Genomic DNA, 16,270 nt, shown 5'->3' on the forward strand with positions numbered 1-16,270 from the left:
GATAGATAAAGGCACCATTTGTTCTAACGGCATACAATAGGTTTAGTTAGAACAAGAGGAGGAAATAAAATGACGTTATTAGAAGTAAATCATTTAAAGAAAACATATGCAACTCGTTTCTCAAATCAACAAGTAGAAGCGCTGAAAGATGTCAATTTTACCGTTGAAAAAGGAGAATTCATTTCAGTAATGGGGGAATCGGGTTCAGGGAAAACGACTTTATTGAATATTTTATCTACATTGGATAAAGCAAGCTCTGGAGAAGTAATGTTGGAAGGAAAAAATTTAGCAGACATCAAAGACAGTAAAGTATCGGATTTCAGAAGAAAAGACTTAGGATTCGTTTTCCAGGATTTTAATTTATTGGACAACTTTTCGATCAAAGACAATATTCTGTTACCGTTAGTCTTGTCAAATACACCCGTAAAAGAAATGGAAGACCGTTTATTGCCGATCGTAAAAAAATTAGGGATAGCTGAATTGATCGGTCATTACCCATATGAAGTTTCAGGCGGTCAAAAACAACGGGCAGCTGTTGCCAGAGCCTTGATTACTCAGCCAAAACTGATTTTAGCTGATGAGCCGACAGGTGCGTTGGATTCTAAAGCTTCTCAGAGCTTATTAGAAACGTTTGAAGACATCAATGAAACCGGGCAGACTATTATGATGGTAACGCATAGTACGCGTGCTGCAGCACACTCTAACCGTGTTTTGTTCATTCAAGATGGTATGGTATTCAATGAAATTTATCGTGGTGGACAAACAGTCGATCAATTTATGGAGAAAATCACTCAAACTCTGATGGTATTGATCAATCGAGGTGAGCAAAATGAATAAGCAATTATTTGTGAAGTTGGCAGTAAAAAATATACGGTCCAATAAACAAATCTATGTCCCTTATATCATTTCATCAATTGCTACAGTGGCGATGTTTTACTTGATGACGTCGTTAGTACAAAATGAGTACCTTATAGAGCGCGCCACTACTATCGTTGTATTGTTTACACTTGGGTCAGTTATTATCGGTATTTTTTCCTTGATTTTTATTTTGTATACAAATAGTTTTTTGATCAAAAGACGAAAGAAAGAAATCGGACTTTATGCTATTTTGGGGATGAAGAAAAAGCACGTAGCTTTTGTACTTTTTATTGAATCATTAATCACAAGCTTAGGGAGCATTCTTATAGGGGTCATCAGCGGTCAAATTATCGGTCGTTTTGTCTTTTTAGGATTAAATTATATGTTGAAATTTCCAGTCAGTATGGACTATCCCTTCTCTATCGGAGTAGCTTTACTTACTGCAGTTGTGTTTGCGATTATTTTTCTTACAGCTCTCTTATACAATATCAGTCAAGTGACCTTCTCAAACCCGATTCAATTGGTAAGAGGCAAACAGACAGGTGAGAAAGAGCCTAGAAGTTCGATTTTACTATTTATTATTTCTTTGATTGCATTAGGATCTGGCTACTGGATCTCTCTTACTACAGATGACGTATTGAGCGCTATAGGTTCTTTCTTTATCGCTGTTTTGCTAGTGATTATTGGTACTTATTTGCTGTTTGTCTCGGGGTCTATTTTCATTCTAAAAGCCATGAAAAAGAACAAGAAATTGTACTACCGTCCGAACGCTTTCATTTCTATTTCAGGAATGTTGTACCGAATGAAGCAAAATGCAGTTGGATTAGCGAACATTTCTATACTGGCTACAATGGTCATAGTAGCAGTTTCAACAACAGCAGCGGTGTTTGTAGATTCGGAAGCATCATTAAAAGTGCAATTCCCATATGAAAACGAAGTCAGTCTGCATGAAGCGGACTATGAAGATATGTCAAATTTTCAAGAGTTGGTTATGACTGAAACAGAGGAAAAAGAATTAGCATTACAAGAAATAGTCGCTTATCGATACAACTCTTTAAATGGAATTTTAAAAGATGATGAGTTTGTTTTTTCATCAGGCTTACAAGGAGAATCTGTAGATACTCAAGTAGTATTCATCCCAAAAGATGATATTGAAAATATAACAGACACTGCAATAGAACTGGATGGTAATGAAGTAGTCGTTTTAAATTCTGAGACTGATTATAACCAGCCAACGATAAAATTAGGAAAACAAGATTATCCAGTTCGTCAAATCAACGACTCAGATGCAAGCAACAAAATCAACGATCAATTAGAAAATATGTTAAGAACAACTGTTGTAGGAACGACAGTAGTGCTGACAAATGGAGCAGAAGAGATGCAGGGAATTGTGGAGGATTATAAGGAACTTTATCCTGATAATTACTTTGATGGTTTCGCTTCAGTTCAGTGGGACACTAGCGGTACATCAGAAGAAAAAATAACGTATGCAGAAGAACTGATAGATATCGTGTATGATCTTGAAGATTATTCGTTAAGTTATAGAGCTAGAGAACTGGAACAAGAAGAATGGTACCAAATGAATGGCGGATTGTTGTTCATAGGAATATTTTTAGGAGGATTGTTTACATTCGGCGCTGCTTTGATCACATACTTCAAACAAGTTTCAGAGGGATATGATGACAGAGAAAGATTCCAAATCATGCAAAAAGTGGGACTAGATGAAAAGACTATTCAAAAATCTACGCGTTCACAAATTGTATGGATGTTCTTCCTGCCCTTGCTGTTAGCTGTTGTGCATACTGCGTTTGCTTTCCCGATTATTAGTAAATTACTGCTGGTGTTCGGATTGGCAAATCAAGGACTGATCGTTTTATCTATTATTGGTGTAGTGCTAATCTTCAGTCTTTTGTACTGGACCATCTACCGTGTAACTTCAAGAGCTTATTTCTCAATTGTAAAGTAGATGACTGCGAAAGTGAGCAAACAGATCAGCTTTTGACTTAAAATATACGCAATTAAAAACAAGATCCGCTCTTAGGCGTTAAGCCGTAAAGCGGATCTTGTTTTATGTTAATTATTACTCAGTTGTTATACCTGTTGTTCATACAGGGAACCATTCAGAGCAGTATAAGTTTTCAAATTAAGCAACCTTACAAAATTGTAAGGTTATTTGTCTTTTTGTAAGAATAGATAAAGGCACTGATTTTTCTAATAGAATACAATAGGTTTAGTTAGAACACGAGGAGGAAAATAAAATGACTTTATTAGAAATCAACCACTTAAAAAAAACATACGCAACTCAATTTTCGCAACAAAAGGTAGAAGCATTGAAAGATGTGAACTTTTCGATGGAAAAAGGAGAATTCGTTTCTGTGATGGGTGAGTCCGGATCAGGAAAAACAACTTTATTGAATATTTTATCTACGTTAGATAAAGCAACTTCAGGTGAAGTTTTATTGGAAGGGAAAAATTTAGCAGATATCAAAGATAGCAAGGTATCAGATTTCAGAAGAAAAGACTTAGGATTTGTTTTCCAAGATTTTAATTTATTGGATAATTTTTCGATCAAAGACAATATTCTTTTGCCGCTTGTATTATCCAATACGCCAATCAAAGAAATGGAAGCTCGTTTGTTGCCAATTGTAGAAAAATTAGGCATTGCCAACTTGATTGGACATTATCCCTATGAAGTATCTGGTGGACAAAAACAACGTGCTGCAGTAGCAAGAGCGTTAATTACTCAGCCCAAATTGATTTTAGCTGATGAGCCCACTGGAGCATTAGATTCAAAGTCATCTCAAAGCTTATTGGAGACGTTTGAAGCGATTAATGAAGCTGGACAGACCATCATGATGGTCACACATAGTACACGTGCAGCAGCACACTCAAATCGTGTTTTATTTATCCAAGATGGAGTAGTCTTCAATGAAATTTATCGAGGAAATCAAACTGTTGATCAATTTATGGAAAAAATCAGTCAGTCACTCATGGTTCTGATTAACCGAGGTGAACAACATGACTAAGCAATTATTTGCGAAGTTGGCGGTAAAAAACATTCGGGCAAATAAACAAATCTATGTGCCTTACATTATAGCATCTATTGCAACTGTAGCTATGTTCTATCTAATGACGTCATTGGTCTACAATGATTTTCTTGTAGAACGTTCATCCACTCTGCCAATGATGTTTATGCTGGGATCAATAGTAATCGGTGTATTCTCATTTATTTTTATTATGTACACGAATAGTTTTTTGATCAAACGTCGTAAAAAAGAAATCGGGTTATACGCTATATTAGGAATGAAGAAAAAACATGTAGCATTTGTTTTATTGTTAGAGTCCTTGATTACTAGTTTAGGAAGTATTCTGATCGGAATCATCAGCGGACAAATTATTGGAAGATTCGTATTCCTAGCATTGAATTATCTCTTGAAGTTTCCAGTGAGCATGGATTATCCTTTTTCTTTTGAAGTGGCTTTGATTACATTTGCTGGTTTTACGTTCATTTTCCTTGTAGCTTTACTGTATAACATCAGTCAAGTAACGTTTAGCAATCCTATTGAATTGGTAAAAGGAAAGCAAAGCGGAGAGAAGGAGCCGAAAAGTTCGATTATCCTATTTTTACTTTCCATGATTTTCTTAGGAAGTGGATATGGGATATCACTTTCTATTGAAGATCCAGTTAGTGCCATACTGTATTTCTTTATAGCAGTTTTGTTGGTCATTGCCGGAACTTACTTGTTATTTATTTCAGGATCTATTTTCATCTTAAAAGCTATGAAGAAGAACAAAAAGCTTTACTATCGACCAAATGCTTTTATTTCGATTTCGGGGATGTTGTACCGAATGAAACAAAATGCTGCAGGATTAGCAAATATCTGTATTTTAGCCACGATGATCATTATAGCTGTTTCAACGACTGTAGCTATTTATTTAGGAACTGAAGGAACACTAGAGTCGCGTTTCCCTTATGACCACAATGCGACAGTTTTTGAACTCAAGGCTGCAGAAGATATGGAAGAGTTTGAAAATATTGTACGTACAGAAACAGAAAATGCAGGATTAGCTATAACAGATTATTCTAGTTATCGCTACGAAACCCTAAGTGGCAGCTTAGAAAATGATACATTCCTTTTAGCAGATTCTACTAGCAGAAATTTTGTTCCTGCTGAAATGATGCTGATTCCTCAAGAAGATATAGAAAGAATGATTGATGCACCTTTACAAATCGAAGAAGGAGAAGTGGCGATCTACCATTCAAAAGGACCTTATTCGGGTTCTACAATAGAATTAGCAGGTCGGGTTCATCCAGTTCACCAATTTACAGATTCTTCCATAAAAAATAAAGTAGAGAAACAGTTAAAACTTATTGAAGGTAATAATCTTGTAGAGACTATTATATTGGTGACATCTAGCGTAGACGAGACAGATTCGATCATAGCGTCATATATTGAAGAAAATCCAGATATTTTTGTGTTTGGTACTCGGGCTATTATCGGCTGGGATACTACTGGAACAGAAGACGATGAAATTGCATATAGTCATACGATGGAAAAAACAATCAAAGAAGCAGGTTTCTCATCTTTTCTTGACTCCAGAGATGCTAATAGACAAGAATGGTACAACACTAACGGTGGATTTTTATTTGTTGGGATTTTTTTAGGATTATTATTTACCTTTGGAGCGATTCTGATTACGTATTTCAAACAAGTTTCAGAAGGTTATGATGATCGAGATAAATTCCAGATTATGCAAAAAGTTGGGTTGGACAAGCAGATGATTGAAAAGTCAACACGTTCTCAAATTATCTGGATGTTCTTCTTACCATTACTGGTTGCAGTCATGCATGTCGCCTTTGCTTTTCCGATCATCCAAAAGATGTTGTTATTCTTCAGTGTAACTGATACTACGTTAGTCATCTTGTGTATTGCAGGAGTAGTCTTATTCTTTAGTTTAGTGTATTGGATCATTTACCGAATCACATCAAAAGTTTACTTCTCAATTGTAAAATAAAAAAGTATTAAAAAAAGCAGCTTAGCACCCACATGATGGGTGCTAAGCTGCTTTTTAACAATCAATATTATTCAGCTGTTACGCCTTCAGTCCATTCAGCAACTTTTTCTTGATTTGCTTCAATCCATGCTTCAGCTGCATCTTCTGGATCAGTTCCTTCTTGGATGTCTAACATGATGCTTTCCATGTCTTCAACTGACCATTCAAATTGATCCAATACTTGGTAAGCTTCTGGCATTTCTTCTTCTAAGCCTTCACGTACCATTGTGTTGATCGTTTCTGCTTCTCCAAAAGTACCGTTAGGATCTTCTAGATATTTAAGGTCATATGTCTCGAATTTCCAATGTGGAGACCAACCGGTAACGACGATTTCTTCTTCTTTTTCATAAGCTTGACCTAATGTAGTCGTCATTGCTCCAGAAGAAGAAGTTTGTACGTTCCAACCTTCTAAGTTAGGGTATTCTTCAACAGTACGTTCAGAAGCTGCTACAACACCAGCACCAGGTTCGATACCTGTGATCGTTTGGCCGGCTTCATCTGTTAAGTCCTCTATTGAATTAACATCTTCCATATAAGTTGGAACAACTAAACCAATTTTTGCGCCTTCTAAGTTAGGGCCTAAGTCAACCATTTGGTCGCCATATCTTTTAAACTGTGCTCCGTGAGTTCCTGGTAACCATGCAGCTACCATTCCATCAGCTTCGCCATTTGCTACTGCTTCCCACATGATGGCATTATCTAATTGAGTCAGTTCAACATCATAACCTAAATCTTCTAGTACTTTACCTATAACGTTTGTTGAAGCAATTTCAGTATCCCATGCAACATAAGACAACTCGATTTCTTCACCTTTTCCTACAGTATCTTCTTTAGAAGCGTCGTCTGATGAACAAGCTGCTAAAATAAGAGTTGTAGCTAATGCAGCTGTTAAACCTGCTTTTTTCCAATTGAATTTTGACAAATCAATCTCTCCTTTTTGTGTTTTATCCGCTGTGCTGGTTTGTCCTATTATTTAAAACGCGTTGCGTAGAGCAGGCTTCCTATGATTTCGTTTTTAGATTTTTATTGGGAAAAACGGCCAATTAAAATCTAAAATCGAACTCTACGGAATCCTAAATGCTCTACTCCACGCTCTTACTTAGTGAATTTTTGTGTTAGGCGGTCGATGATGATGGCTAGGATAACTAGGGCTAGTCCTGATACAAAGCCTGTTCCTACTTGTGCTCTTTGTAGTGAAGATAGTACTTCTGAACCAAGCCCTGGAGCGCCGATCATTGAAGCAATAACGACCATTGATAAAGCTAACATAACGGTTTGGTTGATACCGGCCATAATCGTTGATTTGGCTAAAGGTAGTTCAACTTTAAATAATTTTTGTGACCCTGTACTACCAAATGAGTCAGCAGCTTCCACTAATTCTTCAGAAACTTGACGAATTCCTAGGTTTGTAAAGCGCACAGTAGGTGGAAGTGCGAAGATGACTGAAGCGAAAACTCCGGGCACCATACCAATTCCAAAGAATGCTACTGCGGGAATCAAGTATACAAAGGCCGGCATTGTTTGCATAAAGTCAAGAATAGGGGTAACGATTGTGTTTGCCCACTTGCTTTTAGCCATCAGAATTCCTAGTGGCACACCGATAATCACGGAAACCAAACTAGATACAATGACTAAGGTGATCGTACTCATCAAATCATCCCATAGACCTTGGTTCTGAACATAGAATAATCCTACAATTGAAAAGGCAGCTAATCCGAATTTTTTACCGGATGCAAAGAAACAAATTGCAGCTATTAGTACAATGAATAATAGGGCAGGAATGAGTAAGAGTAAATCTGTCAGACCTTCCATTATGATTTCGCTAAAAGACTGAACAAAATCAAATATCGGTTCTAGAGTATCTGTGACCCAATCCATAAAGTTTTCAATATTTTCTGCTATTGGTAATTTTGGTATATTATCTAAAAAGTCCATATTATAAAGACACCTCGCTATCTTTGGCAAGTGCACCAAGAACTAAACTACGAACAATGATGCCGACTAATTTTCCGTCTTCGACAACGGCTACTGGTGTGGAAGCGTCGTGAATAACTTCGAAAATGTCATTGATCAAAGTATCTCTTTGTACAGTTGGAATATCAGTACGTAAGATATTGTCAAAGTTTTTCTCATGATTCTTAACCGCACGAGCAGTATCACTATCTGTAACATATCCATATAACTTACGACTGTCATCTATAACGAGCATATTAGACAAGCCTTCTTGTTCCATACGTCTTAAAGCTACGTTCGGGCCATCTTTACCTATTTTTAGAGTAGTAGGACGGTCCATAATATTTTCTGCTGTCAATACTCTAGAACGATCAACATCTTCAACGAACTTCTCAACGTAATCGTTAGCTGGGTTGGTTAAAATTTCTTCCCCAGTACCGATTTGCATGATTTCGCCATCTTTCATCAAAGCGATATGATTTCCAATACGCAATGCCTCATTTAAATCATGTGTGATAAAAATGATCGTTTTGTTCACTTTTTCTTGCATGTCCAATAATTCATCCTGCATTTCGCGACGAATCAATGGGTCCAAAGCTGAGAATGCTTCATCCATTAAAAGAATTTCAGGATCGTTGGCTAAAGCACGAGCCAATCCAACACGTTGTTGCATCCCACCTGAAAGTTGATTTGGATGTTGGTCTTTATAGGCAAGCAGACCAGCATTTTCTAAGGCTTTTTCTGCACGTTCACGACGTTCAGCTTTCGCCATGCCTTGGATCTCTAAACCATACTCTGTATTTTCCAAAATTGTTTTTTGCGGGAACAAACCGAAATTCTGGAAGACCATACTCATTTCTTTTCTTCGTACATTACGCAAATCTTCTTTTCCCATTTGAGAAACATTTTTTCCATCGATAAAGATATTTCCTTGAGATGGCTCAATTAATCGGTTTAATAAGCGAACCAAAGTAGATTTCCCACTTCCAGAAAGTCCCATGATGACAAAAATTTCTCCCTGTTCAACAGAAAAACTAGCATTGTTGACACCAACAGTTGCACCAGTTCTTTCAAGTATCTCAGATTTTTTCTTACCTTCATTAGCTAGCTTTAAAGCTTGTTCTTCTTTTTTTCCAAATACTTTTGACAAATTTTCAACAGTTACCTTAGGCAAAAGCTTCAACTCCTTTGTTTTTTTAATCGTCAGAACACTTTTCATATAAAAGTAGTGAAAAGATTGATTCCATCGAGTTTCGAACGAATGTTTAAATTTTCTTTCCGCCTTGAACACAAGTATTACCGTAACACACTTAAAACAGACCTGTAAAACGGAGTTGCCGTGAAAACAAGTTTGTTAACGCTTACTGTGACCATGGGGTCAGGATTCTAAGAATTTGATTAAAAATTGAAATTGGTCAAAATAGGTTAATGAATTTATTTTAGAAAAATGGTTCCATTTTTACAGATAATTTGAAAAAAATTCTCTAATAAAAAAGTTGAAAAAGTAAAATTAGCGAAGATTATTAGCGTCAAAATTTTTTGTTTAAAGAACTAAAGGAATAAAAAGGTGGTTTTTATAATTATTAATTTCTGATTAGAAATGATTTTTTGTAGAATAAATCGTTGACAAGGTAACGCTTACATGTTATATTCTAACTGTAAAGAGGGACATGCTAGAAACATTAGATAAAAAAGAAGAGCATGCCGCTCTTTAGAAGAACCCCTTGAAAAAGGGTTCTTAGGTTAATAGTTTAAGTAGAGCTATTGACCCAAAGTATCTTAGTTGGTGTTCAGCAAGTTGTAGTTGGTTAAAACGTAACACCAATCTAAGATCTACTATCATAGCAACACGGAGTATCTCACATCTAGATTGTATATCCAAAGCTTCTATGTATTGACGATTCAGATAAACACAGTTTAACAGAGTCTCAACAGAACACTTTGAAAAAGGTAAACAAGAATATCTAGTTCAAATAAGACCATTTACGTGAAAAGATGGCATCGAAAAGATAAAAATGTGAGTACACGTGTTGCACATATGAGAAGGGAGGAGCCGTAAAAGGTTCCTTCCTTTTTTTATGTTTTTTTCTCTTATAGTGTTAATATAAATGAAAAATAGGATTATATTATCTTGTACTCTCTCTTTTTGTTTTGACCGTTGCAGGAAGGAGTCTTTTAATGAGAAAACATAGTTTAGCTGCTTTTTGTTTCTTGTTTATACTTGCTTCATGTTCAGTACCAGGTGAAGACAGTGAATCAACTTCAAATATCGAGTCATCTGAATCCTCTATAGAAACTCAGCCCACTGATCCTTTAACGTATGAATATGAAGTAGTAGAAGCATATGAAAATGTCATCTTTGATCAGCCGTTGCACTTCACTTCAGCCTATGACGATTCTAATAAAGTTTTTGTAGTCGAAAGAACAGGTACCATCTATGTGATGGATAATCAATCTGAAGTCTCTAAAAAAGAAGTATTTATTGATTTAAGTAATCAAATCAGCACAAAAGGCAATGAAATGGGCTTACTAGGATTGGCCTTCCATCCTAATTTCAAAGAAAATGGTTACTTCTATGTCAATTACACTACTCAAGAAGGCACAGTTATCTCACGTTTTAAAGCTGATCCTAATAATTACAAAACTGATATGAACAGCGAAACGGCATTTATGGAATTCCCTCAACCTTATACTAATCACAATGGAGGGCAACTGGCATTTGGTTTTGATGGTTACTTATATATTGGAACAGGTGACGGTGGAGGAAGTGGTGATCCGCAGAACAACGCTCAAGATTTAACGGAAATTTATGGGAAACTTTTGCGGATTGATGTAAATAAAAAGACTAAGGAGTCAGAATATAGTATTCCAGAAGATAATCCATTTGCAGGAAACAGTGAAGGCTATCGTGAAGAGATATTTGCTTACGGCTTTCGCAACCCTTGGAAATTTAGTTTTGATGCACAAGAAGAGGAACTTTGGTTAGCGGATGTAGGACAAAGTGCCTTAGAAGAGATAAACTTGGTTAAGTCTGGTAAGAATTACGGTTGGCGATTGATGGAAGGAACGAAAGAATATATTTCGGATGATTCAATAGAACATCAAACTTTAGAAGAGCCTATATGGGCATACGACCACTCTCAAGGACAGTCCATTACAGGAGGATATGTCTACAACGGATCAGAAAATCCAAGTTTAAAAGGGACTTATATTTATGGAGATTTTATATCTGGAAAAGTATGGGCGCTAAAAAAATCAGAAGATGGGCAAATAATAAATAAAGAACTGACAGATACGAATCAGATGATTTCTTCTTTTGGATTAGATGAGAATGGAGAACTGATCATTGTAGATTTTAACGGAAAATTGTACAAACTAACAGAAAAAAAGTAAACGAACAGCTTTTGATTCACCAAAATAAAATAATTGATAAACCCCCTTTTAAACAAGATGCTGTTTGAAAGGGGGTTTATTGCATGACTTTTTTTGATTTTCTTACTCATTTTCGTATACTAATTTGAGCAAAACCAGTACACTTATTAAGAGTAAAAGCTAACAGGAAAGGATTCAATTAAATGACATTGATTTTAATAATTGTGTATTTATCTTTTATCAGTTTAGGATTGCCCGATTCTTTACTAGGATCAGCTTGGCCTGCTATGTATGGAGGGTTAGGAGTATCCATCTCTTCTATAAGCTGGATTTCAGTGATCACCACTGGCGGGACAGTCATATCTAGTTTACTGAGCGGAACAATGATCAAGCGGTTTGGTACAGCAAAAGTAACGCTAGTCAGCATCCTTTTGACCGCTATAGCTTTGCTAGGGTTTGCTTTTTCAGGCAGTTTTTTAGGGTTATGTATTCTAGCCATTCCGTTAGGTTTAGGAGCAGGATCCGTGGATGCAGCTTTGAATAATTTTGTGGCGTTGTATTTTAAAGCAAGCCATATGAGCTGGTTGCATAGCTTTTGGGGACTGGGAGCTACAATGGGTCCGTTGATCTTATCCTTTTTTATTGCACGCGGGAGTTGGGAGAACGGATACTTAGCGATTGGGATCTTGCAATTGATTTTAGTCGTTTTTATCACAACTTCGCTTCCTAAATGGAATCAAGTAGAAAATAAAGATTCCAATGATGCATCAGAAGCTGAAGTTGCATTCCAATCTAAGAAGTCTGTATTGAAAAAAAGCGGTGTTAAATTGTCAGTACTAGCTTTCTTTTTATATAGTGCAATCGAAACAACGACCGGTTTATGGAGCAGTACATATTTAGTAGAATATAAGTCGTTAGCTCCAGAGGTTGCTGCGCGTTGGACTTCGTTATTTTTTCTTGGCATAACGATTGGGAGATTGGTTTCCGGATTCTTGACGTATAAAATGAGTAACAAATCATTGATTCGGGTTGGCCAAGCAATCTGTGCGTTCGGTGGCATTCTTTTGCTGATGCCTTTTTCCGATGGGTTTTCAATGGCAGGATTGCTGTTCATTGGGTTAGGATGTGCACCCATTTATCCAAGTATGATTCATGATACACCAAGTCGATTTGGAAGAGGGGCTTCACAGTCAGTAATGGGTCTGCAAGTAGCATTTGCCTATATCGGCAGCTCTATCATGCCGTTGATTTTTAGTGGATTAGTTTCTTTCAGCACAATTGGGCTATTCCCTGTTTATATATTGCTTAGTGTTGCGGTAATGACTCTTTGTTCTGAAAAAATGAACACTTCTATTAAAAATGAACTACAGACAAATAAATAAAATCTTTATCGAAAAGCTGCAAGTTATCTTGCAGCTTTTTTTGTATCGTTCAACAGAATCAAACCGTTTTCTTAGTAAAAGATTCTATAAGAAATTATAATAAAGATGATTCTATTTGGAGGTGACAACATGCTCAAAAACTTTGATTTCAAAGAAACGAAAAATCGCTATGCAGGATTTAAACGGAAAGAACTAGGAGAACGCTTAGCTAGAGCACAACGACTAATCAAAAATTTGAATATTCCGGTCCTGATCATTGTAGATGGTTGGGAGTCTTCAGGGAAAGGTTACGTCATCAAAGATCTTGTTCGAGAATTGAACCCTAAATCGTATAAAGTCAGTGTGTTTGAAACACCTACAACTGAAGAAGAAGCCAGACCTTTTTTGTGGCGCTTTTGGGAAAAAATCCCTTCAAAAGGCAATATGGCTATTTTTGACCGTAGTTTTTATTTTAATCTACTGAATGATTTATCTGTTGAAAATAGTGAGTTGAAACAAGGGATTGAAGACATCAGTATTATCGAAAAACAATTATTGGACGATAATGTGATTATTATCAAATTCTTTCTTCATCAAAAAGAAAAAACACAGCAAGAAAGAATCGATGCATTAAAAAACGATGCTGACAAAGCCTTCATGATTGGTGAGCGAGATGAAGATCAATACAAGCAGTACGAGAAATACTTGCATCATTTTGATGAAATTTTAGAAAAGTCAGATTTTCCTTTCAGCAAATGGCACATCATTTCAACGGAAGAAAAAAAGGGAGCATCAGAAAAAGTTTTAGGTATGTCGATTGATTTGATTTATGAAGGAATCGATCGAATCTTGGGACAAAAAAATGGTGGTATCCGTTATACAAGAAATTATGCTGCTTCTCAAAAACCATTGGAGAAAATCGATCTAAACGTAGCTTTGTCTGAAGAAGAGTATGATAAACGAAAAGACGCTCTTCAATTAGAAGCTGAACGTATTGCTTTTCAGCTTTACACTAAAGGGATCCCAACTGTTTTAGTATTTGAAGGAGTAGATGCTGCCGGAAAAGGCGGAGCCATTGAACGCCTGACAAGGGAGATGGATCCAAGGGGGTATGAAGTGATCACTATATCTGCACCAAATGAATTAGAGCACCAGTACCATTATTTGTGGAGATTCTATAGAGACTTTCCTAAAAAAGGCGACATCAAGATTTTTGATCGAAGCTGGTATGGCAGGGTTCTGGTCGAAAGAGTAGAAGGATTCGCGACGGAAAAAGAGTGGGACAGAGCTTATGAAGAAATCAATCAGATGGAAGCTCAGTTAACGAAATTTGGTACATTGGTCGTAAAGTTCTTTCTTTATATTGATAAAGAAGAACAGTTGAAACGATTCAAAGATCGTGAGAATGAGCCGGATAAAGTATACAAATTAACAGATGAAGACTGGCGCAATCGAGAAAAATGGGATGAGTATATTGATGCAATGAATGAAATGTTAGACCGGACATCTACTCCACAAGCGCCCTGGAACATTGTATCAGGAATGGATAAGAAATATGCCCGTATTAAAGTTCTCGAGACTTTTATTGAACAAGCTGCTAAAAATTTAGATGAATAAATTATGAATCTGGAGACGGAATTTTGTAAGGAGGATTATCAGTGGTAAAAAACAGTTATTTGAATAACCCGGAAAAATTGTATGAGAAACTGATTTCTTTAAGGGCAGAAGTCACTAAAGAAGGGGACAAATTGTACCAAAAGTGGCAGCCATTATTAAAGAAAGAAAAACAAGAATCCGGTGTTAAAAATTTAGCCTATTATTTGGCATTGCGAAACCACGATATCCGAAAAATCCAAGAAGCACTTACTCCTTGGGGGTTGTCTTCACTAGGAAGGTTGGAATCACGGGTTTTAGATAACTTGAACGCGGTTATCCTGAGTTTGGGAACCATATTAGGGAAAGAAATTAAAGCTGTCGAATATCCGTCCATGGAGGCTTACTTGGCCAGCAGTAAAGAACTTGAAAAGAACACTGCAACGATTTTTGGTAAAAAGCCTGAAGAGCGCTTTACTCGTATCATGGTCACTATACCTGGACAAGCAGCTAAAGACAGCAAATTAATTGAAGACTTGATGAAAGCGGGAATGAACGTAGCACGGTTGAATTGTGCCCATGATGATCCTGAAATATGGCAAGGTATTATCAAGAACATTCGCAAATGTGAGAAAAAACTGGATAAAAAATGCCAAGTATTGATGGATATTGCAGGACCAAAAGCTAGAATCAGCTGGATCTTCACTAGTTTGAAAAAGCCGAGAGTAAAAAGCGAACATCGGTTTTTGTTGACCGGATCTGACACACCTCCAAAAATGAGCGGTATCGAGTTGATGATTGGGTGTAACATTCCTGATATCGTCTCTCACTTAAAACAAGGAGATCCAATCAAAATCGATGATGGAATAGTAGAAGGTGTGATCAAAGAAGTCACAGAAGAAGGTGCAATCGTCGAGACTACAAAAGTCGATTCTAAAAAAGGAGTACGCTTAAAAGCTGAAATGGGATTGAATTTCCCGGCATCAGAAGTGACAATGGAATTTATTACTGATAAAGATAAAAGCAACTTAGATTTCGTGTGTGACCATGCAGATATCATAGGCTTCTCTTTTGTTAAAAATGCAGAAGATGTTCAAGAAATTCAACAAGAGTTGCTGAAACGTATGCCGAAGAAAAAAGCCCAAACAATTCCTTTAATGGCGAAAATCGAAACTGTTGAAGCGGTGAGAAAATTGCCGGAGATCATTGTATCAGCATCCGGAAAAAATCCATTTTCTGTCATGATCGCTCGGGGAGATTTAGCTGTTGAAGCTGGTTTTTTAAGATTAGCAGAACTGCAGCAAGAAATCTTGTGGATCTGTGAAGCGGCTGATGTTCCTGTAGTATGGGGAACACAAGTCTTGGAAAATATGGTAGCTACAGGAATTCCAACTCGAGCAGAAGTAACGGATGCGGCTCAAGGCAGTCGTTCAGAATGCATCATGCTGAATAAAGGAGAATATTTGAGAGAAAGTGTATCTTTCTTAGATGATATCATCAAGCAAATGCATGAACATGAATACAAGAAAACACCGAAACTAAGAGCCTTAAACATCGCAAAAAGAGAAATTGAAAAAGAATAAGAAAAAACGAGGTGATTCTCATAGCTGTTGTCGGAATGAGATTAAGCTTTCGAATCGATGAAGCTTATTCTTTAAAGGATAAGAGGAGTGTAGTAAAAAGCATTATTCACAAGATGCACCGTAAATTCAATATCAGTATCGCAGAATTGGACAAGCAAGACATGCTGAACCAAGGAGTAATCGGTATCAGTGTTGTGGGAAATGAATACCAGCAATGCCATATGGTGCTTGATAAGGTCTTAAACGAAATAGAAGAGACTTACGCTATTGAAATCTATGATATTGATCGGATGGAAATATAGAATAATCGAGAGATAGTGGTTTTCAGCCATCAAGAGTCAAACAAGAACTGCCATGGCCCATCTTCATGTCGTAGCCTGCCATTAAGGAATAAAAATTAAAAGCGATGGCCGTTGAGAAATCAGTTTCGGTCATGAGCGGACCAACAGGACAGCTCATGGGACAAAATAGGTTCTTATATACTATAAAGAAGCT

Annotated in this window: 10 protein-coding genes and 1 pseudogene; 9 read left to right on the forward strand and 2 right to left on the reverse strand. The window is 36.7% G+C overall.

Going from position 1 to position 16,270, the window contains the following annotated elements; all coding sequences use genetic code 11:
- Positions 1–69: 69 nt before the first annotated feature.
- The 4 genes from ACE025_RS03330 to ACE025_RS03345 all read left to right on the forward strand — a co-directional run bounded on the left by ACE025_RS03330 (position 70) and on the right by ACE025_RS03345 (position 5,874).
- On the forward strand, positions 70–837 hold the full coding sequence (locus tag ACE025_RS03330; RefSeq protein ID WP_485937453.1) for an ABC transporter ATP-binding protein: 768 nt from the start codon (positions 70–72) through the stop codon (positions 835–837).
- Complete coding sequence (locus tag ACE025_RS03335; RefSeq protein WP_485937455.1) at positions 830–2,824, forward strand: ABC transporter permease; 1,995 nt, start codon at positions 830–832, stop codon at positions 2,822–2,824. Before ACE025_RS03330 ends, ACE025_RS03335 begins: the two co-directional genes overlap by 8 nt.
- 292 nt (positions 2,825–3,116) lie before the next feature.
- Positions 3,117–3,884 carry an ABC transporter ATP-binding protein gene (locus ACE025_RS03340; protein ID WP_485937457.1) on the forward strand — a complete coding sequence of 256 codons (768 nt, stop codon included), beginning with the start codon at positions 3,117–3,119 and terminating at the stop codon, positions 3,882–3,884.
- Positions 3,877–5,874, forward strand: a complete 1,998-nt coding sequence (locus ACE025_RS03345; protein WP_485937459.1) for an FtsX-like permease family protein — start codon at positions 3,877–3,879, stop codon at positions 5,872–5,874. Before ACE025_RS03340 ends, ACE025_RS03345 begins: the two co-directional genes overlap by 8 nt.
- A gap of 67 nt (positions 5,875–5,941) precedes the next feature.
- On the opposite strand, the pseudogene ACE025_RS03350 reads toward ACE025_RS03345, so the two are convergent.
- Both ACE025_RS03350 and ACE025_RS03355 read right to left on the reverse strand, forming a co-directional pair.
- A pseudogene (locus ACE025_RS03350) lies at positions 5,942–7,848 on the reverse strand (ABC transporter permease/substrate binding protein).
- A 1-nt stretch (position 7,849) separates the two neighbouring features.
- The gene (locus ACE025_RS03355) at positions 7,850–9,040 is read right to left on the reverse strand and encodes a quaternary amine ABC transporter ATP-binding protein (RefSeq protein ID WP_485937462.1); all 1,191 of its coding nucleotides are present in this window, start codon (positions 9,038–9,040) and stop codon (positions 7,850–7,852) included.
- A gap of 1,004 nt (positions 9,041–10,044) precedes the next feature.
- Between ACE025_RS03355 and ACE025_RS03360 the strand changes: the two genes are divergently transcribed.
- The 5 genes from ACE025_RS03360 (at position 10,045) to ACE025_RS03380 (ending at position 16,077) form a co-directional block, all read left to right on the forward strand.
- A complete protein-coding gene (locus ACE025_RS03360; RefSeq protein ID WP_485937464.1) occupies positions 10,045–11,259 on the forward strand; it encodes a PQQ-dependent sugar dehydrogenase in 1,215 nt (404 codons plus the stop codon).
- Between the two features lie 182 nt (positions 11,260–11,441).
- Positions 11,442–12,620 carry an MFS transporter gene (locus ACE025_RS03365; protein WP_485937466.1) on the forward strand — a complete coding sequence of 393 codons (1,179 nt, stop codon included), beginning with the start codon at positions 11,442–11,444 and terminating at the stop codon, positions 12,618–12,620.
- Positions 12,621–12,749: 129 nt separating this feature from the next.
- Entirely contained in the window at positions 12,750–14,216 is a 1,467-nt protein-coding gene (locus ACE025_RS03370; RefSeq protein WP_485937468.1) for a phosphate:AMP phosphotransferase, read from the forward strand.
- Between the two features lie 41 nt (positions 14,217–14,257).
- Positions 14,258–15,775 (forward strand): pyruvate kinase, encoded by a 1,518-nt coding sequence (locus tag ACE025_RS03375; RefSeq protein WP_485937470.1) that lies wholly within the window; start codon positions 14,258–14,260, stop codon positions 15,773–15,775.
- Positions 15,776–15,786: 11 nt separating this feature from the next.
- The gene (locus ACE025_RS03380; RefSeq protein WP_485937472.1) at positions 15,787–16,077 is read left to right on the forward strand and encodes a DUF503 domain-containing protein; all 291 of its coding nucleotides are present in this window, start codon (positions 15,787–15,789) and stop codon (positions 16,075–16,077) included.
- The last annotated feature ends 193 nt before the right edge of the window (positions 16,078–16,270 follow it).

Source organism: Desemzia sp. AGC72, from assembly GCF_057334175.1.

Coding starts and splice junctions, on each gene's coding strand:
- ACE025_RS03330 (WP_485937453.1), top strand. CDS start 70: ATGACGTTATTAGAAGTAAATCATTTAAAGAAAACATATGCAACTCGT.
- ACE025_RS03335 (WP_485937455.1), top strand. CDS start 830: ATGAATAAGCAATTATTTGTGAAGTTGGCAGTAAAAAATATACGGTCC.
- ACE025_RS03340 (WP_485937457.1), top strand. CDS start 3,117: ATGACTTTATTAGAAATCAACCACTTAAAAAAAACATACGCAACTCAA.
- ACE025_RS03345 (WP_485937459.1), top strand. CDS start 3,877: ATGACTAAGCAATTATTTGCGAAGTTGGCGGTAAAAAACATTCGGGCA.
- ACE025_RS03360 (WP_485937464.1), top strand. CDS start 10,045: ATGAGAAAACATAGTTTAGCTGCTTTTTGTTTCTTGTTTATACTTGCT.
- ACE025_RS03365 (WP_485937466.1), top strand. CDS start 11,442: ATGACATTGATTTTAATAATTGTGTATTTATCTTTTATCAGTTTAGGA.
- ACE025_RS03370 (WP_485937468.1), top strand. CDS start 12,750: ATGCTCAAAAACTTTGATTTCAAAGAAACGAAAAATCGCTATGCAGGA.